The following is a 17,575-nucleotide window of genomic DNA, read 5'->3' on the forward strand; positions in this document are numbered from 1 at the left end:
CCCGACCATGGGCACCGACTTCAGCTGGGAGGACGGCAACGGTCTCCAACATGGTTGGGCGGGCAGATCACGCCGGTGAACCAGGGCGACACACCGAGGGCTGTACACACATTTTGGCCTATAACCCGCGGGTGTGGCCGGAGGACGAAACGCCGAAGGCCCTTCCGCGCTGCGGAAGGGCCTTCGATGGTGCTTCACGAGTCGGGGTGGCGGGATTCGAACCCACGACCTCTTCGTCCCGAACGAAGCGCGCTACCAAGCTGCGCCACACCCCGTGTTGAACCTCAGATAGATTACAGCACCATTCCTCGGAAGATTAAATCGCCTGGTCAGCGGGAAGAAATCGCGCTTTCCGCGGCACGGTCGGCGGCGGCGAGAGCCTCGTTGCGCGGGGCCGGGACGAGGGTCAGCAGCGTCGCCTCCGGGCGGCAGCAGAACCGGGCCGGGGCGAACGGCGACGTGCCGATGCCGGCCGACACGTGCAGCCGCATGTGGGCTCCCCAACGCGACGGTCCCTTCACCCGCGACCGATCGATCTGGCAGTTGGTCACGAGAGCACCGAAGAACGGCAGGCACAGCTGCCCGCCGTGGGTGTGGCCCGCCAGCACGAGGTCGTAGCCGTCGTCGGCGAAACGGTCGAGGACCCGCGGCTCGGGCGAATGCGTCAGGCCCAGCTTCAGGTCGGCGAGGGGATTGGGCTGACCGGCGATCGTGTCGTACCGGTCCCGCTCGAGGTGCGGATCGTCGACACCGGCCGCGGCGATGCGCACGCCCCCGACCTCGAACTCGCGCCGCACGTGCGTCATGTCGTGCCAGCCGCGTTCGCTGAACGCCGCGCGCAGGTCGCCCCACGGCAGGGGCGCGCCGTACACGCGCTGGTGGTTCTTGTCGAAGTACTTCAACGGGTTCTTCAGCACGGGCGCGAAGTAGTCGTTGCTGCCGAACACGAACAGGCCGGGACGGGCGAGCAGACCGCCCATCGCCTGCACGACGGCCGGCACGGCCTTCGGATGCGACAGGTTGTCGCCGGTGTTGACCACGAGGTCCGGTTCCAGCCGGTCGAGTTCGCGCAGCCAGTTCTGCTTGAGCCGCTGGTTCGGCATCATGTGCAGATCGCTGAGGTGAAGCACGCGCAGCGTCGACGTGCCGGGCTCGAGGACCGGCATCGTCACCTCCCGCAACGCGAACGCGTTGCGTTCGATCAGGGTGGCGTAGCCGAGTCCGAGGGCGGCCGCGCCGGCGGCACCGGCAGCTGCGCGGAAGAGTGCGGAGTGGTCAGACACGCATCCAGCGTACCGCCGGGCCTCGACTGTGCACGGTCTTCATCCTCGCCGCGTAGCGTTCGGAGCATGTCCGAGACTTCACAGTCCCTCAAGTCCACCATCCGATCCGACCTCACCGCGGCGATGAAGGACAAGGATCCGCTCCGCACCGCGACCCTGCGGATGCTGCTCGCCGCCATCCAGACGGAGGAGGTCGCCGGGAAGGAAGCCCGCGAGCTCACCGACGAGGAGATCGTGAAGGTTCTCGCGCGCGAATCCAAGAAGCGCGGCGAGGCCGCCGAGGTCTACACCGAGAACGGCCGGGGTGAGCTCGCGGCGAAGGAGCACGCGGAGGCGCGGATCATCGACGAATACCTGCCGACCCCGCTCACCGACGCCGAACTCGTCGACGTCGTCGACACCGCGATCGGCCGCGTCGCCGACGAACTCGGCGAGCGTCCGGGCCCGAAGAACATGGGGCAGGTCATGAAGGTCGCGACCGCGATCGCCGCCGGGAAAGCCGACGGCAAGCGGCTTTCCGCGGCGGTCCGATCGCGGCTCTAGACGATCAGTTGTCGCCGGCCTCGCTGTCGCCCGAGGTCGGCGACTCCGACTCGGACTCCGGAGGCTCGGGCGAGCGGCCCGGAATCGGTGCGGGCGAGCTCGGCGCGGTCGTGTCCGGAACCTGGCTTCCGCTCGGCCGGGCAGGCGTGGCCGTGGTGGTCGGCGCGGCCCGGACGGTCCCGTCGCTGATGTAGAGCGTGATCGTGGAGCCGGGCACCGCGGAACCCGAGGGTGCGCTGTTGATGACGGTGCCGGCGCGTGCCTCGCCCTTGACGTTCAGTTCGGTGACCGAGAATCCGGCGTCCTGCAGTCGTGAGACTGCCTGCTGGCGGCTCAGGCCCGTCACGTCGGGCACCTGGGCGTTGCCCGCACCGCGCACGTACTTCTGATCGACCGGGGGCATTTCGATCGGCCCGAACTTCCCGGCGACGGGCAGCATCGCGTTGAACCAGGTCCGTGCCGGTTCGGTACCGCCGTACAGGTTGCCGTTGTAGCACGGCCGCACGGGTCCGGAGCAGATTTCACCGGGGGTGGGGGAGTCGCCGTAGGTGTACACCGCGCCCGCGAAGTGGTTGGTGAATCCGAGGAACGCCGACGACATGTGCGACTCGGTGGTTCCGGTCTTCGCTGACGTCGGCAGGCTCCAGCCGACCGAGCCGGCCGCGCCGGACGCGGTGCCGCCGGCAGCGATGTCCTTGCTCAGGGCGTTGGCCAGGGTATCGGCGAGCCCGGGTTCGACGACCTGCTCACAGGCCTGCTGCGTGATCGGCACCGGCTTGCCGTCGCGGTCGAACACCGCGTCGATCGGTGACGGCGGGCACCACTTGCCGTGCGAGGCCAGCGTCGCGGCCACGTTCGACAGCTCGAGCGGATTGATCCAGGTCGGGCCGAGCGTGTAGGAGCCGAGGTGCTGTTCCTTCTGCATGTCGGCCATGCTCTGCTCGCCGAAGCCGGAGGTGTTCGGCTGTGCGTACGACCGCAGCCCCAGCCGCACCGACATGTCGACGACCGGTTCGACACCCGTCGCCTCGATCAGCTTGACGAAGGCGGTGTTCGGCGACTGCGCGAGCGCGTCGGTCACCGACAGCTGCGGCGGGTAGGGACCGGCGTTCTCGACGCAGTACGTCAGGGCGGGGCAGCCCTTGGCGCCACCGTCACCGAGACCGCGCGCGTTGTAGCGGGCCGGCACGTCGAGCACGGCGCTGGTGCCGAGGCCCTTCTCCATCGCGGCGGCGACCGTGAAGATCTTGAAGATCGATCCGGCGCCGTGACCGGCCAGGGAGTAGGGCTGCGGCTGCACGGTCTCGTTCGCGTCCCCGTTGAGGCCGTAGACGCGGCTCGACCCCATCGCGAGGACGCGATGCGAATCCTGCCCGGGCTGGACGACGTTCATCACCGTGGCGATGTCGTCGACCGTGGGACTGGTGAACTTGTCGAGCGACGCCTTGACCGACGCCTGCACCTCGGGGTCGAGGGTCGTGCGGATCAGGTAGCCACCCTTGTCGATCTGCTCGCGGGAGAGCCCGGAGTTCTCGAGATAGCGCAGCGCGTAGTCGCAGAAGAATCCGCGGTCGCCGGCGGCGATGCAGCCGCGCGGCAGCGTGTTGGGCTCGGGCAGGACGCCGAGCGGCTCGTTCTTCGCGGCGCGGATCTCGTCGGCCCGTTCCGGGATGTTCTGGATCATCGTGTCGAGCACGACGTTGCGGCGTTCGAGCACGCCGTCCGCGTTCGTGTACGGGTTCAGTGCGGAGCTGGACTGCACCATGCCCGCGAGCATCGCGGACTGGGGGATGTTCAGGTCCTTCGCGTCGATCCCGAAGTAGGTCTGGGCCGCGTCCTGGATGCCGAACGATCCGTTGCCGAAGGGCACCAGGTTCAGGTACCGGGTGAGGATCTCGTCCTTCGTCAGTTCCTCGTCGAGGGTGAGCGCCATCCGGATCTCGCGGATCTTGCGGGCCGGGGTCGTCTCGATGGCCGCGCGCCGCTCGGCGTCGGTCTTGGCGACGACGTGCAGCAGATAGTTCTTCACGTACTGCTGGTCGATGGTGGACGCACCCTGCTCGACCTGGCCGCTGGTGGTGTTCGTGAGGAACGCGCGGATCGTGCCCTGCCAGTCCACACCCTGGTGTTCGGGGAAGCGCTTGTCCTCGATCGAGACGATCGCGAGCTTCATCTCGTTGGAGATGCGGTCGCTAGGCACCTCGAAGCGGCGCTGGTCGTACAGCCAGGCGATGGGGTTACCGGCGGCATCGACCATGGTGGTCACCGCGGGTACGACACCTTCGACGAGTTCGGCGGAGCTGTTGTCCACGGTGTCCGCGGCCCGGTTCGAGACGTAGCCGAAACCACCTGCGGCCGGGAACAGCATTCCCGCGAGAAGGACGCCGCCGAGGGCCGTGCAACCGGCGAGCTTCGCCACCGTATTTCGGATCGACACGGCTACACCCTACGTGGCGACCCGCCGATTCGATGCTTCGGTAGCGGCGAAAAGCCTCCGACGTGCAGGTATGGACGGGCGTACCAGAAAAGTGTTTGTTCGCCTTGCGCGCTGGGGAGTCTTTACCTAGATTGAGACATCAGTGTGATGCAGGTAACACCTCAACAGGAATGTGGCGCTTCCTGCTGATGCTACGCAGCTACTGAGCGTACTGAGCGGCACGGCGGGTTTGCGCGAACTTCCGGAACTCCGCAACACGGTGTTCGGAGAGTGAAGGGGCAACTGAATGCACATGGCGACTCCGATGGCCCGGCTCGACGTAGACCAAGCAGAGGCACGAATCGCCTGGGTGACCCAGGCGCGGTGCCGAGAAGTGGATCCCGACCAGTTGTTCGTTCGAGGCGCAGCCCAGCGCAAGGCTGCGGTCATCTGCCGGCACTGCCCGGTGATGCTGCAGTGCGGTGCGGATGCCCTCGACAATCGTGTCGAGTTCGGTGTGTGGGGAGGCATGACCGAACGACAGCGGCGCGCACTGCTCAAGCAGCACCCCGAGGTCGAGTCCTGGGCCGACTTCTTCGAAGCGCAGCGTCAGCACCAGAACGCCGTATAGGGAGCGACCTCCCGGCACCGTCGACCACTCGACGACCAGTGGACCCGCGGGTCAGACCTCGCGGGTCAGCTGGTCTCCGACGGCCCTCAGTGCCTCGAGATCGGACACCTCGAACGGCAGCGACGGCACCCCGACCAGCGGTACCCGGGGATGCGCAGCGGTGAACCTGCCCAGCAGGTGCAGTTCCCGTTTCGCGGTCACCGCCCGATGGGCGTGGATACGCAGCACCGCCTCGGCGGGCTGACTGTCGTCGCGTTCCTCCTCGGCGAGAGCATCGGCCGCTGTCGACGCATGATCGGCAGACAGCGACGACAGCGTCGGATGCGTCCGGTTGAGAACGAGCCCGGCCAGGGGCATCCCGTCCGTGCTGAGCCGTTCGACGAAGAACGACGCCTCGCGCAGCGCGTCCGGTTCGGGCGCGGCCACGACGACGAAGTGCGTCCCGGGCTGCTGGAGCAGCTGATACGTGCGGTTCGCGCGTTCGCGGAATCCCCCGAACATCGAATCGAGGGACTGCACGAACGCCGACGCGTCGGACAGCATCTGGCTGCCCACGATCGTCGACACCGCCTTCAGCGCGAGCCCCATGGCGCCCGTCACCAGGCGGCCGAGCCCGCGGCCCGGCGCGGTGAACATGCGGATCATGCGGCCGTCGAGGAACGACCCCAGCCGCTGGGGAGCGTCCAGGAAGTCCAGCGCGTTCCGCGACGGCGGGGTGTCCACCACGATGAGGTCCCACGCGTCGCTCGCCGCGAGCTGGCCCAGTTTCTCCATCGCCATGTACTCCTGAGTGCCGGAGAACGACGACGCCACCGTCTGATAGAACGGGTTGTCCAGAATCTGCTGGGCCTTCTCGGGCGTGGAATGCTCGATCACCATGTCGTCGAAGGTGCGACGCATGTTCAGCATCATCGCGTGCAGCTCACCCTCCGCCTCCGCGCCCAGCTTCACCGGCTGCGGACTGTTGTCCAGAGCCTCCACCCCGAGCGCCTGCGCGAGCCGCCGGGCCGGGTCGATCGTCAGCACCACGACCTTGCGACCGCGCTCGGCCGCCCGCAACGCGAGTGCCGCCGCGGTCGTCGTCTTGCCGACACCGCCGGAACCGCAGCACACGATGACCCGGGAGCTCGGATCGGCGAGAATCCGCCCGACGTCCAGGACCGCGCCGGCGCGCGCGTGCGGGGCGCTCACCGGACACCCTGTTCGCCGAGGATCTCGGCGAGCTCGTAGAGCCCGCCGAGATCGACACCGTCGGCCAGCGCCGGGAGCGTCATCCGTGCCACCTTCACGTCGTCGAGTTGGGCGGCGCTGTCCTGCTGCGCCTTCAGGGTCGAAGCATGCTCGATGGTCTCGGTGAGCAGTCCCGCGAAGTCGGGCTCGGAGACCTTCAGCCCGACCCGATCGAACGCGGCTCGCACCGATTCGCTGTCGATGCGTCCTTTCGCGACGTCGTCGACGAGTTCACCGGGCAGGTACTCGGGCACCGTGCGGTTGACGATCACGGTGCCGAGCCGCAGGTCCGCGGCCTGCAGTTCCTCGACGGCGTCGGAGGTTTCCTGCACCGGCAGCGCCTCGAGCAACGTCACCAGGTGCACGACCGTGTCGTCCGAGTGCAGCAGCCGCACGACGCCTTCGCTCTGCGAGCGGATCGGGCCGGACTTCGCCAGATCGGCCATCGCCTTCGTCACGTCGAGGAAGCTGCCGATGCGACCGGTCGGCGGAGAATCCACCACCACCGCGTCGTACACCCGGCCCCCGCGCGCGTCGGAGCGCACCACGCATTCCTTGATCTTGCCGGTGAGGATGACATCCCGCAGGCCCGGCGCCAGGGTCGTCGCGAATTCGACGGCACCGATCCGGCGCATCGCCCGTCCCGCGAAACCCAGGTTGTAGAACATGTCGAGGTATTCGAGGAAGGCCGCTTCGATGTCGACGGCCAGGGCCATCACGACGCCGCCGCCGTCGGCGGTCGCGACCTTCGTCTCCACCGGCGGCAGCGGTGGCACGTCGAACAGCTGGGCGATGCCCTGCCTGCCCTCCACCTCCACCAGCAGTACCTTGCGGCCCTCGGCCGCGAGAGCGAGCGCCAGGGCGGCCGCGACCGTCGACTTCCCGGTGCCACCCTTGCCGGACACGAAGTGCAGCCGCGCATTCGCGGCCTTCGCCGGCCAGAGGCCGGGCTGTGCTGTCGGTGTTGCCACGAGGGTGAGCCTATAAGTGACCGGCCCCGGAATGCGCCGGATAGGGTCAGAGCGCAGCTCGACAGAGGAGAATCACATGAGCGAATTGACCACCTGGGAGTACGCGACCGTACCGCTGCTCACCCACGCGACGAAGCAGATCCTCGACACCTGGGGTGCCGACGGCTGGGAACTGGTGACGGTGCTGCAGGGCCCGACCGGTGAGCAGCACGTCGCCTACCTGAAGCGACCGAAGGGCTGACGCAGGTGACCGAACAGAACTGGACGTCCCGGCTCGCCGAACTCGGCATCGAACTGCCCCCGGTCGCCGCGCCCGTCGCCGCCTACGTGCCCGCGGTGCGCACCGGCGACCACGTCTACACCTCGGGCCAGCTTCCGTTCGTGGACGGCAAACTCGAACTTACCGGCAAGGTCGGTGATGCCGTCACCGCCGAGGACGCGAAGGCCGCGGCCCGCATCGCCGCGCTGAACGCGCTGGCCGCGATCGACGCGCTCGTCGGACTCGACAACGTGGTCCGCATCGTGAAGGTCGTCGGATTCGTCGCGTCCGCCGAGGGTTTCACCGGGCAGCCCGGCGTCATCAACGGCGCGTCGGAATTCCTCGGCGAGGTCTTCGGGGATGCCGGCGTGCACGCCCGTTCGGCGGTCGGTGTGGCGGAACTGCCGCTGGCCGCACCCGTCGAGGTCGAAGTGATCGCCGAGGTGCGCTGACCCCGAACGCTGACCGTAGAGTGGGGTGAATCGCACCGTCGTCACGAAAGAGGCCGAGCATGGCGCTGGTTCACCCCGCCTACGCGCAGTTGCGCCAGGTCACCCCGAATGCGGCCGTGGTCCTGGCAGAGAATCCGTCGGTGATGTCCCTCGAGGGCACCAACACGTGGATTCTGCGGGCGCCGGGCAGCGACGAATGCGTCGTGGTGGACCCGGGTCCCCTCGACGAAGCCCACCTCGAGCGCATCGCGCAGGTTCCGGTCGCCCTGACCCTGATCAGCCACCGGCACATCGACCACACCGAGGGCGCGGCCCGGTTCGCGGAGCTGACCGGGAATCCCGTCTGCGCCGTCGACCCCGAGCACCGGCACGGTGGTGGCCGCGGACTCGAGGACGGTGAGGTCGTCGAGGCCGCCGGGCTGCGGATCCGTGTGCTCGCGACGCCCGGTCACACCGCGGACTCGCTGTCGTTCGTGCTCGAGGACGACCGCAGCGTTCTGACCGCCGACACCATCCTCGGTCGTGGCACCACGGTCCTCGACGACACCGACGGTGACCTCGGCGACTACCTCGGTTCGCTGCGGCGCCTGATCGACCTCGGGTCCGGCTACACGATGCTGCCCGGCCACGGTCCCGACCATCCGGATCTCGAGCCGATCGCCCGTGCCTATCTCGCGCACCGCGAGGAGCGGCTCGAGCAGGTCCGGGCGGCGCTGCGCGTGCTCGGCGACGACGCGACGCCGCGCAGCGTCGTCGAACACGTCTACGCCGATGTCGACCGGTCGTTGTGGGCCGCCGCCGAGAAATCCGTCAACGTGCAGCTCGAATACCTGCGCAGCTTCGCCTGAGCAGGCGGGTCCGGGAAATCCGGATCCCGGGAACGACGAAGGCCGGGCCGTCGACGACGACCCGGCCTTTCGCGGCAGGTTCTAGCGAGCGCGGCGTGCGAGACGCTCGGAGTCCGAGATCAGCACGGACTTGCCCTCGAGACGCAGCCAGCCGCGGTGCGCGAAGTCGGCGAGCGCCTTGTTCACGGTCTCGCGGGATGCGCCGACGAGCTGCGCGATCTCTTCCTGGGTGAGGTCGTGGGTGACGCGCAGGGCGCCGGCCTCCTGGGTGCCGAAACGCTGCGCGAGCTGCAGCAGGGCCTTGGCGACACGACCCGGAACGTCCGTGAAGATCAGGTCGGCGAGGTTGTTGTTGGTGCGGCGCAGGCGGCGGGCGAGCACGCGCAGCAGCTGCTCGGCGATCTCGGGACGCTGATCGATCCACGCCTTCAGCGCCTCGCGGTCCATGCTCACGGCACGAACCTCGGTGACGGTGGTGGCGGTGGAGGTCCGCGGACCCGGGTCGAAGATCGACAGCTCACCGAACATGTCCGACGGGCCCATGATCGTGAGCAGGTTCTCGCGTCCGTCCGGCGAGCGGCGGCCGATCTTCACCTTGCCGGAGACGATGATGTACAGGCGGTCGCCGGGTTCACCTTCGTTGAAGATGACGTGTCCGCGGGGGAAGTCGACAGGCTGAAGCTCCTTGATCAGCGCCGCCACCGCGGAGGGCTCGACTCCTTGGAAGATGCCTGCTCTGGCCAGGACGTCGTCCACGTGCACTCCTTTTGGGAAATCTCATCGTCGTGTGCCGGTTTGCACGTCTACTGGCATCCCGGGCAGGTCACCTGCAAGGCGTACGTCTGCAAAGTCTACTGTGCCTGCATTACGCGCGAGTGACCGACACCACGAACAACTCGTCGTGTGTCTCTTCTGCGGTGTCCGATACTACCGGTCGGTCACGTCCTCAGCTTGCTCGTCGGGCGTCCGCGTCGAGCGGGGAATCCTCCACCACGTGTTCCGCGGCGCTGTTCCGGCGCCGCCGGTGCAGGCGGGCGAGAGCGTGGGGGAAACCCTCCCTGGCCAGGGTCGCGACGTCCTCGTGTCCGGCCCGGTTGAGGAAGTCCTCGACCTCCTGCTCGCGGACCGACAGACGACTCAAGCGCGACTCGACCCGCTCCATGGCCAGTGCGAACAGCATCAGGAGCACCGGGAAGAGCACGACGGCAAGAGCTTGCATATCGGGAAGTAAACACGGGAAAGGTCTCAGAAGCGACACGGTCGCGGAGTGGTGTCCGTCCGTTTACGTACAGTGGTTCAGGTGCAAGCGACCCCGTCCGAGACCCCTGAGGCGAGGCGTTCTCGCGCGTCCGCAAGTGCCCGCAAACCGGAATCGCGGCTTGCGCTGGTGCGGCGGGCGCGTCGCATGAATCGGCAGCTCGCGGAGGCTTTCCCCCACGTGTACTGCGAGCTGGACTTCACCACTCCGCTCGAGTTGGCGGTCGCGACGATCCTGTCGGCGCAGTGCACGGATGTGCGGGTCAACCAGGTCACCCCGGCGTTGTTCGCCCGTTACCCGGACGCCCGCGCCTACGCGGAGGCCGAACGCACCGAACTCGAGGAGTACATCCGGTCCACCGGGTTCTACCGCAACAAGGCGAACTCGCTGATCGGGCTCGGCCAGGCCCTGCTCGAGCGGTTCGACGGCGAGGTCCCGGGCCGGCTGGAGGACCTGGTGACCCTGCCGGGCATCGGCCGCAAGACCGCCAACGTGATCCTCGGCAACGCGTTCGATGTGCCGGGGATCACCGTCGACACACACTTCGCCCGCCTGGTGAACCGCTGGAAGTGGACCGAGGAAACCGACCCGGTGAAGATCGAACACGCCGTCGGTGCCCTCATCGAACGCAAGGAATGGACCCTGCTCTCGCACCGCGTGATCTTCCACGGGCGCCGGGTGTGTCACGCCCGCAAACCCGCCTGCGGCGTGTGCGTGCTCGCGAAGGACTGCCCGTCCTACGGCATCGGCCCCACCGACCCGGCGACCGCCGCCGCGCTCGTGAAGGGTCCCGAGACGGAGCACCTGCTCGAACTGGCCGGGCGGTGACCTGGGCATGAGATCGACCGGTGCGGGGCGGTGGAGCCTCGCTGTCCTCGTCGTCGTCGTCGCCCTCATCGTGGCGATCTGGCCCCGCGACACCGAGACCCCGGATCCGGGCGGTTCCGGCATGCCGACCGGCACCGCCGCGCCCGTCGACCGGCGGGCCCAGGACGACGCGCAGGCGCTGGCACCGTTGCGGACCGAGGCGAATCTGCAGCCGTGCCCGGCGCCGACCGGTGCCGAACCCGCCGGACCGCTCACGGGGATGACGTTCGAATGTGTCGGTGACGGCAGTGGCGTGGATCTGGCGGCCGCCCTGGCCGGTCGCCCCGCGATCCTCAACCTGTGGGCGTGGTGGTGCGGACCGTGCGCCGAGGAACTGCCCGTGCTGCAGGAGTACGCGCGCCGCGCCGGCGACCGCGTCGCACTCGTCACCGTCCACACCGACCCCAACGAAGCCAACGCGCTGTCCAGGCTCGTCGAGTACGGGGTACAGCTCCCCGGGGTGCAGGACGGCTCGGCACGCGTGCAGGCCGCGGTCGCGGCACCACCGGTGCTGCCGCTGACGGTGCTGGTCCGGCCCGACGGTTCGATCGCGAAGGTGCTTCCGCAGCCGTTCCGCAGCGTCGAGGAGATCGCCGCCGCCGTCGAGACCCACCTGGGGGTGAGCGCGTGACCCCGTACTGGCTGCGGCGCGTCGCCACCCTCGACCCGGGCGACCCGCACGGCGTCAACCCGATTCTGGATCGGCGGCCCCCGCGCGGCATCGACGTCCGGCCCGCCGCTGTCCTCGTGCTGTTCGGTGGCTCTCCGGTCCCGGACCCGCTCGCGCGCGGCGGACTGCCCGCCGACGCCGACGTGCTGTTGACCCAGCGCGCGCCGACGCTGCGGCAGCACAGCGGTCAGGTCGCGTTCCCGGGCGGTGCCGCCGACCCCGAGGACGACGGCCCGATCCGGACCGCCCTGCGCGAGGCTCAGGAGGAAACCGGGCTCGAACCGTCCGGGGTGAGGCCGCTGGCCGTGCTGCCGGAGATCTTCATCCCCCCGTCCGGGTTCGACGTCACCCCGGTGGTCGCGTACTGGGAACAGCCCAGCCCGATCGGTGTCGTCGATCCGGGTGAGGCGGCGCGCGTCGTCCGCGTCCCGCTGCGGGACCTGCTCGATCCGGACAATCGATTCCAGGTGCGGCACTCGCGTGGCTACCAGGGCCCGGCGTTCCAGGTCGACGGCATGCTGGTGTGGGGCTTCACCGCGGGTGTGCTCGCCGGTCTGTTCGCGGTGTCGGGCTGGGAAATCGAGTGGGATCACCGGGACGTGCGCGACTTCGACGTCGTGCTCGCCGAACTGGAGGCAGGAGTGGTCGAACCGTGACGCCATCCGGGTGGATCGACCTGATCATCGTGCTGGTGGTCGTGGTCGCGGTGTCGTCGGGACTGCGCCAGGGAGCGGTCGCGTCGGCACTCGCGTTCTTCGGGGTGGTGCTCGGCGCGGTCGCGGGGATCCTCATCGCCCCGCACGTGCTGGTGCACATCGACGAGGGCAACACGCGACTGCTCGCCGGGGTCGCGCTCATCGTGGCGCTGGTCATCATCGGTGAGGTCGCCGGGATGGTGCTCGGCCGGGCCGCCCGCAGCGGTATGCACAGTCCCGTCGCCCGCGGTGTGGACAGCGTGGTCGGGGCGGTCCTGCAGGCCGGCGCGGTGCTCGTCGCCGCGTGGCTGCTCGCGATCCCGCTGACCGCAACCTCGCAAACCCAGTTGTCCGCCGCGGTCCGCGGTTCCACCGTCCTCGGCACGGTCGACGACGTCGCGCCGGACTGGATGCGCAGCATCCCCCGGGAGTTCTCGGCGTTGCTGGACACCTCGGGGCTGCCGGAGGTGATCGGGCCGTTCGGTCGCACCCCGATCACGGAGGTCGACCCGCCCGACGGGGCGCTGCTCGACAGTCCGGTTCCGCTCGCCCTGCACCCGAGTGTGCTGCGGATCAACGGCATCGCGCCGAGCTGCCAGAAGGCGCTCGAGGGATCGGGGTTCGTGGTCGCGCCCGAACGTGTCATGACCAACGCGCACGTCGTCGCGGGAACGACGGCGGTGACGGTGGAGACCGAGGACGGGCCGCTCGAGGCCGAGGTCGTGCTGTTCGATCCGGAGGTGGACGTCGCGATCCTCGCGGTGCCCGGCCTGACCGCGGATCCGCTGGTGTTCGCCGAGGACCTCGCCGAGTCCGGCACCAGCGCGATCGTCCTCGGGTATCCCGGCGGTGGGCCGTACACGGCGAGCGCGGCGCGGGTGCGCGAGTCGCTGCAGCTGCAGGGCCCCGACATCTACCGCGCCGGAACCGTCGAGCGTGAGGTGTACACGGTCCGCGGCTCGATCCGGCAGGGCAACTCCGGCGGCCCCCTCGTCGACGAGCAGGGCCGGGTCCTCGGCGTCGTCTTCGGTGCCGCCGTCGACGACTCGGACACCGGCTTCGCGCTCACGGCCGAAGAGGTGAGCCGTCAGCTCGCGCTGGCCGGAGCGTCGTTCACCGCGGTCGAGACCGGCGCCTGCATCGTCTGATTCCCTGAGCCGATTTCCGCGGCGCGGCCGATCTCAGAGCGCGGTGACGAAGTCGAGCATCATCCCGATGACGGCCTCGGGCCGCTCCTGGTGCGCGTAGTGGCCGGCGTCGTCCACGAACTTCAGGATGCGACCGGGCGCGTACCGCGAGCAGCGGCGCACCGTGGAGGTCATGACGTAGGGATCCAGCGTGCCGTGCAGCTGCAGAATCGGCAGCGTCAGCGGAACGCCCACGGCCTTGATGAAGCGGCGTCCGTCGGGGCGCCACTGGCTGCGGAACGCCCAGCGCTGGTATTCGAGGGTCGAATGGGCGACTCCCGGGATGCGGATCGCCGAGCGAAGTTTCTCCGCCACCTCCGCGAACTCCGGGGAGCTCTGCCAGGCGGGTCCCGAGCGGGCCCGCAGGAGGCGTTCGATCTCGGCGCCGTCGTCGCGGACGAGCAGCCGCTCGGGCCGCCACGGAATCTGGTAGTCCAGGAACGTCGGCAGCAGCGCCTTCCGCTGGGCCCGGTCGCGCAGGGTGGCGTCGCGCAGCGAGATCGGATGCGGCGAATCGACGACGGCGATCGCCCGGACCGATCCCGGGTGCAGGATCGCGGTCGCCCAGCACACCAGGCCGCCGTCGGCGTGACCGACGAGCACGGCATCGGTGTACCCGAGCGCGCGGACGAGACCGGCGATGTCCGCGGACAGCGTCCAGCCGTCGTAACCGCGCGGTGGCTTGTCAGTGTCGCCATAGCCGCGCAGGTCCACCGCGACGGCCCGGAAGCCGGCCTCGGCGAATGCGATCAACTGGTGCCGCCACGTCCACCACAGGTCGGCGAAGCCGTGCAGGAACACGACCAGCGGGGCATCGGGATCGGTGGGACCGATCTCGGCGGCGTGCAGCCGGATTCCGTTCGCATGGACATCACGATGCGTCCACGGCCCGGGATACCGGACCGTGGACGGATCGGGAAGGGACACTGCCTCGAGCACGGTCGCGGCTCAGCGTGCGTGCCGGGGACCGCCGGCGGGGGACGGCTCCTCGTGTAGCGGCAGGACGGACCGGGCCTGCTTGAGCGAGTCGATCGTCTTGTTCGGCGCGCGCACCTTGCGCACCCGCATGTAGCCGATCAGGGTGAAGATCGCCGTCACCACCACCATGATCAGGAAGACGATGAGGAACGCCAGCCACCGCGCGACCCACACGTCGAGCAGTTCGGCGAGGAAGAAGAAGAAGAAGAACGAGCTGAAGATCAGCACCGCGAGCGCGAGGATGAAGAACAGGCTGCCCTGCAGGCCCTTCTTGACCTCTCCGGTGACCTCGGCCTTCGCGAGTTCGACCTCGGCGCGGAACAGCGTCGACACCTGCGCGGTCGCGTCACGGACCAGGTCTCCGATGCTGGCGTCCTTGGGAGTCGGGGCGGCGACTTCTGTCAGCGGGATGGACGAGATGCTTGTCGGTGCGCCGTCGCTTGGCTTCCGATTCCCGTTCGTGACGCTCACTTGTCGACCCCTCCAATTGTCTCGTCCGGTTGACGGTGGGCTCGCCCACGCCGTAACAGTAGCGTCGAACCCAGCATCGATGCGATCAATGATGTGACGAGGACCGCGGCCTTTGCGGTGTCCGCCTGATCTCCGTTCCCGAGCGAGAGTTCGGCGATGAGCAGGCTGACGGTGAATCCGATCGCTCCGAGGGTCGCGAGGGCGAACAGATCCTTCCAGTGCAGTCCGGTCGGGCGGGACGCGATCCCGAGCCGGATCGCGACCCACGACGTACCGAAGATACCGATGATCTTGCCTGCGAGCAGCCCCACCACGATCGACAGGCCGACCGGTGTCGTGAACACCGCGCGGAGGGCCTCCGCGCCGAGCGGTACCCCGGAGGCGAACAGCGCGAATATCGGCACACACAGGCCGGCCGACCACGGCTGGATGCGATGTGCCAATCGCTCGGCGGGCGCTGCGGATTCGCCCGGATCGGTGTGCACGCGGGTGAGCAACCCGAGCAGCACCCCGGCGATCGTCGCGTGGATCCCGGACTGGTGCACGGCGTACCAGGTCAGGAGGGCGAGCGGCACGTACAGCAGGGGAGTGGTCACGCGCCGGCGCTGGGCGTACCAGTAGACGACGGCGCAGGCCACGGTCGCGGCCAGCCAGAGCAGCGAGATCGACGAGGTGAACAGGATCGCGATCAGTCCGATGCCGATGAGGTCGTCGACCACTGCGAGGCTGAGCAGGAACACCCGGGCGCTGGTGGGGATTCGCGATCCGGTCAGCGCGAGCACGCCCAGCGCGAAGGCGATGTCGGTGGCCACCGGGATCGCCCAGGCGCGTTCGAGACCGGGGGTTCCCCAGCCGATCGTCGCGGCGATGGCGGCCGGCAGGACGACGCCGCCGACCGCGGCGAGCACCGGCAGCAGGGCCTTCTTCCGATCGGCCAATTCGCCGACGACGAGTTCGCGTTTGAGTTCGAGGCCGGCGATGAAGAAGAACACGGCGAGCAGGCCGTCCTGGGCCCAGGTGCCGACGGTGAGATTCAGGTGAAGGGACGCGGGTCCGACGGTGAAGTCCCGCAACGCCTCGTAGGACGGCGCCAGCGGCGAGTTCGCCCACGCGACCGCGATCGCGGCGACGGCCAGCAGGATCGAACCGCCGACGGTCTCGGTGCGGAGGTACCGGGTGAGTTCCCTGCTCCAGGATGCGGAATCGGACGTCTGCGACACGGGTCCCTCTCGTTCGGAAATCGGTACGGCTGCGACTCGCCGACCAGACTTCCCGGCACACCTCCGGCCGATCCTAGCGGTGACCGGCGTCTCGATCCCAAACGGCCAATTTGCTTCGCTAAGGAAATTGGGTGTTCAATTTCCTACTAATTGGGATGACTCTCCCACAATGTGACTTTTGGAGCGAGTTTTGTGAGCACTACCCTCGACGTGGACCGGCACGACGACGACAGGGTCGCGGGAGTACCCCGCCGGCGAATCGTCGTCGCGAGCCTGATCGGCACATCCATCGAGTTCTACGACTTCTACATCTATGCGACCGCCGCGGTCTCCGTGTTCCCGCACCTGTTCTTCCCGAAGGGCAACGAGACGACCGCACTGCTGGCCTCCCTCGCGACCTTCGGTATCGCCTTCGTTGCGCGCCCGATCGGCTCCGTGTTGTTCGGTCACTTCGGGGACCGCATCGGACGCAAGGCGACGCTGGTGGGTTCGCTGCTCACCATGGGCATCGCGACGTTCCTCATCGGGGTGCTGCCGACCTACCACCAGGTGGGTCTGCTCGCCCCCATGCTGCTTGCGCTGATGCGCTTCTGCCAGGGCATCGGCCTCGGCGGTGAATGGTCCGGCGCGGCACTCCTTGCGACCGAGACCGCGAAGCCCGGCAAGCGCGCGTGGGCCGCGATGTGGCCGCAGCTCGGCGCCCCGATCGGATTCGTCTTCGCCAACGGGCTGTTCCTGATCATGACGCTGCTGCTCGGCCACGACAATTCCGATCCGGACCTGTCCAGCGCGTTCCTCGAGTGGGGCTGGCGCGTGCCGTTCCTGCTCAGCGCCGTCATGGTGATCATCGGTCTCTACGTTCGCCTCAAGCTCGAGGAGACCCCGGTCTTCGCGAAGGCCGTCGCCGACGGCAAGAAGGTGAAGACCCCGCTCGTCGAGGTGTTCAAGAGCAGCTGGCGGCAGCTGATCATCGGCACCTTCGTGATGCTCGCGACCTACACGCTCTTCTACATCATGACCACCTGGGTGCTGAGCTTCGGCACCGGCAAGACACCCGCCCAGGGCGGCACCGGCGCAGGCTTCCAGTACTCGGACTTCCTGGTCCTGCAACTCGTGGCCGTGCTGTTCTTCGCCGCGGCGATCCCGGTCTCCGGCATCCTCGCCGACCGCTACGGGCGCCGGTCCACCCTGCTCGTCGTCACCGGCACGATGATGGTGTTCGGCCTGTGCTTCGGCCTGCTGCTGGACGGCGACGCCATGGGCTCTGCGCGCATGCTGTTCTTCCTGATCCTCGGCATGCTGCTGATGGGTTTCACGTTCGGCCCGCAGTCGGCGATCCTGCCGGAGCTGTTCCCCACGAACGTGCGCTACACCGGATCGGGCATCGCCTACAACGTGTCCAGCATTCTCGGCGCGGCGGTGGCCCCCTTCATCGCGACCTGGCTCGCCACGACGTACGGCGTCGGCTGGGTGGGTGTGTATCTGCTGGCCGCCGCGGTGCTGACGTTCGTCGCGTTGCTCGCGGTGCGCGAGACCAAGGACGCCTCCCTCGACGAGGTCTGATCGTCCACACACGTAATCGGCCCCCGGTCCGCA

Annotated in this window: 19 protein-coding genes and 1 tRNA gene; 10 read left to right on the forward strand and 10 right to left on the reverse strand. The window is 68.6% G+C overall.

Annotated features, from left to right (window positions below; genetic code table 11):
• Positions 1-201 precede the first annotated feature (201 nt).
• Positions 202-275 (reverse strand) — tRNA-Pro (locus tag M1M07_RS25210).
• Positions 276-329: 54 nt separating this feature from the next.
• Positions 330-1,283 carry a metallophosphoesterase gene (locus M1M07_RS25215; protein ID WP_248675938.1) on the reverse strand — a complete coding sequence of 318 codons (954 nt, stop codon included), beginning with the start codon at positions 1,281-1,283 and terminating at the stop codon, positions 330-332.
• A gap of 66 nt (positions 1,284-1,349) precedes the next feature.
• Here M1M07_RS25215 and M1M07_RS25220 point away from each other — a divergent pair, with 66 nt between their 5' ends.
• Entirely contained in the window at positions 1,350-1,826 is a 477-nt protein-coding gene (locus tag M1M07_RS25220) for a GatB/YqeY domain-containing protein (RefSeq protein ID WP_248675939.1), read from the forward strand.
• 4 nt (positions 1,827-1,830) lie between these two features.
• Here the strand turns inward: M1M07_RS25220 and M1M07_RS25225 are convergent, their stop codons facing one another.
• The gene (locus M1M07_RS25225; protein ID WP_307846604.1) at positions 1,831-4,245 is read right to left on the reverse strand and encodes a transglycosylase domain-containing protein; all 2,415 of its coding nucleotides are present in this window, start codon (positions 4,243-4,245) and stop codon (positions 1,831-1,833) included.
• Between the two features lie 304 nt (positions 4,246-4,549).
• Between M1M07_RS25225 and M1M07_RS25230 the strand changes: the two genes are divergently transcribed.
• On the forward strand, positions 4,550-4,873 hold the full coding sequence (locus tag M1M07_RS25230; RefSeq protein WP_068166357.1) for a WhiB family transcriptional regulator: 324 nt from the start codon (positions 4,550-4,552) through the stop codon (positions 4,871-4,873).
• A gap of 51 nt (positions 4,874-4,924) precedes the next feature.
• Here the strand turns inward: M1M07_RS25230 and M1M07_RS25235 are convergent, their stop codons facing one another.
• Both M1M07_RS25235 and M1M07_RS25240 read right to left on the reverse strand, forming a co-directional pair.
• Positions 4,925-6,031, reverse strand: coding sequence for an ArsA family ATPase (locus tag M1M07_RS25235; RefSeq protein ID WP_231611632.1), 1,107 nt, complete (start codon positions 6,029-6,031; stop codon positions 4,925-4,927).
• A 29-nt stretch (positions 6,032-6,060) separates the two neighbouring features.
• Positions 6,061-7,074 carry an ArsA-related P-loop ATPase gene (locus M1M07_RS25240; protein WP_197256869.1) on the reverse strand — a complete coding sequence of 338 codons (1,014 nt, stop codon included), beginning with the start codon at positions 7,072-7,074 and terminating at the stop codon, positions 6,061-6,063.
• A 76-nt stretch (positions 7,075-7,150) separates the two neighbouring features.
• Between M1M07_RS25240 and M1M07_RS25245 the strand changes: the two genes are divergently transcribed.
• The 3 genes from M1M07_RS25245 to M1M07_RS25255 are packed head-to-tail and all read left to right on the forward strand — an operon-like array spanning position 7,151 to position 8,633.
• Positions 7,151-7,315 (forward strand): DUF4177 domain-containing protein, encoded by a 165-nt coding sequence (locus M1M07_RS25245; RefSeq protein ID WP_156665596.1) that lies wholly within the window; start codon positions 7,151-7,153, stop codon positions 7,313-7,315.
• Entirely contained in the window at positions 7,312-7,785 is a 474-nt protein-coding gene (locus M1M07_RS25250) for a RidA family protein (protein ID WP_197256993.1), read from the forward strand. The genes M1M07_RS25245 and M1M07_RS25250 overlap by 4 nt, the downstream gene beginning before the upstream one ends.
• A 59-nt stretch (positions 7,786-7,844) precedes the next feature.
• Positions 7,845-8,633, forward strand: a complete 789-nt coding sequence (locus tag M1M07_RS25255; RefSeq protein WP_197256867.1) for an MBL fold metallo-hydrolase — start codon at positions 7,845-7,847, stop codon at positions 8,631-8,633.
• An 81-nt stretch (positions 8,634-8,714) separates the two neighbouring features.
• Here M1M07_RS25255 and M1M07_RS25260 read toward each other — a convergent pair whose 3' ends face one another.
• Together M1M07_RS25260 and M1M07_RS25265 are read right to left on the reverse strand one after the other, a co-directional pair.
• Positions 8,715-9,389 (reverse strand): Crp/Fnr family transcriptional regulator, encoded by a 675-nt coding sequence (locus M1M07_RS25260; RefSeq protein ID WP_197256865.1) that lies wholly within the window; start codon positions 9,387-9,389, stop codon positions 8,715-8,717.
• Between the two features lie 190 nt (positions 9,390-9,579).
• Positions 9,580-9,852, reverse strand: coding sequence for a hypothetical protein (locus M1M07_RS25265; protein WP_197256863.1), 273 nt, complete (start codon positions 9,850-9,852; stop codon positions 9,580-9,582).
• Between the two features lie 72 nt (positions 9,853-9,924).
• Here M1M07_RS25265 and nth point away from each other — a divergent pair, with 72 nt between their 5' ends.
• From nth to marP, 4 genes are read left to right on the forward strand one after another with little or no spacing between them, the layout of a single operon-like run.
• On the forward strand, positions 9,925-10,719 hold the full coding sequence (gene nth, locus M1M07_RS25270) for an endonuclease III (RefSeq protein WP_197256861.1): 795 nt from the start codon (positions 9,925-9,927) through the stop codon (positions 10,717-10,719).
• 7 nt (positions 10,720-10,726) lie between these two features.
• The gene (locus tag M1M07_RS25275) at positions 10,727-11,389 is read left to right on the forward strand and encodes a TlpA disulfide reductase family protein (RefSeq protein ID WP_248675940.1); all 663 of its coding nucleotides are present in this window, start codon (positions 10,727-10,729) and stop codon (positions 11,387-11,389) included.
• Entirely contained in the window at positions 11,386-12,084 is a 699-nt protein-coding gene (locus M1M07_RS25280) for a CoA pyrophosphatase (RefSeq protein WP_197256857.1), read from the forward strand. Before M1M07_RS25275 ends, M1M07_RS25280 begins: the two co-directional genes overlap by 4 nt.
• The gene (marP, locus tag M1M07_RS25285) at positions 12,081-13,271 is read left to right on the forward strand and encodes an acid resistance serine protease MarP (protein WP_197256855.1); all 1,191 of its coding nucleotides are present in this window, start codon (positions 12,081-12,083) and stop codon (positions 13,269-13,271) included. Before M1M07_RS25280 ends, marP begins: the two co-directional genes overlap by 4 nt.
• 33 nt (positions 13,272-13,304) lie before the next feature.
• On the opposite strand, the gene M1M07_RS25290 is transcribed toward marP, so the two are convergent.
• The 3 genes from M1M07_RS25290 to nhaA are packed head-to-tail and all read right to left on the reverse strand — an operon-like array spanning position 13,305 to position 15,979.
• Complete coding sequence (locus M1M07_RS25290; RefSeq protein WP_248675951.1) at positions 13,305-14,237, reverse strand: alpha/beta hydrolase; 933 nt, start codon at positions 14,235-14,237, stop codon at positions 13,305-13,307.
• A gap of 21 nt (positions 14,238-14,258) precedes the next feature.
• Positions 14,259-14,759 (reverse strand): phage holin family protein, encoded by a 501-nt coding sequence (locus tag M1M07_RS25295; protein ID WP_248675941.1) that lies wholly within the window; start codon positions 14,757-14,759, stop codon positions 14,259-14,261.
• Positions 14,756-15,979 carry a Na+/H+ antiporter NhaA gene (nhaA, locus tag M1M07_RS25300; RefSeq protein ID WP_197256849.1) on the reverse strand — a complete coding sequence of 408 codons (1,224 nt, stop codon included), beginning with the start codon at positions 15,977-15,979 and terminating at the stop codon, positions 14,756-14,758. The genes M1M07_RS25295 and nhaA overlap by 4 nt, the downstream gene beginning before the upstream one ends.
• A gap of 192 nt (positions 15,980-16,171) precedes the next feature.
• Between nhaA and M1M07_RS25305 the strand changes: the two genes are divergently transcribed.
• Positions 16,172-17,542, forward strand: a complete 1,371-nt coding sequence (locus M1M07_RS25305) for an MFS transporter (protein WP_248675942.1) — start codon at positions 16,172-16,174, stop codon at positions 17,540-17,542.
• Positions 17,543-17,575: the final 33 nt, after the last annotated feature.

The sequence above is a fragment of the Rhodococcus sp. HM1 genome (assembly GCF_023218075.1).
GTDB lineage: Bacteria > Actinomycetota > Actinomycetes > Mycobacteriales > Mycobacteriaceae > Rhodococcus.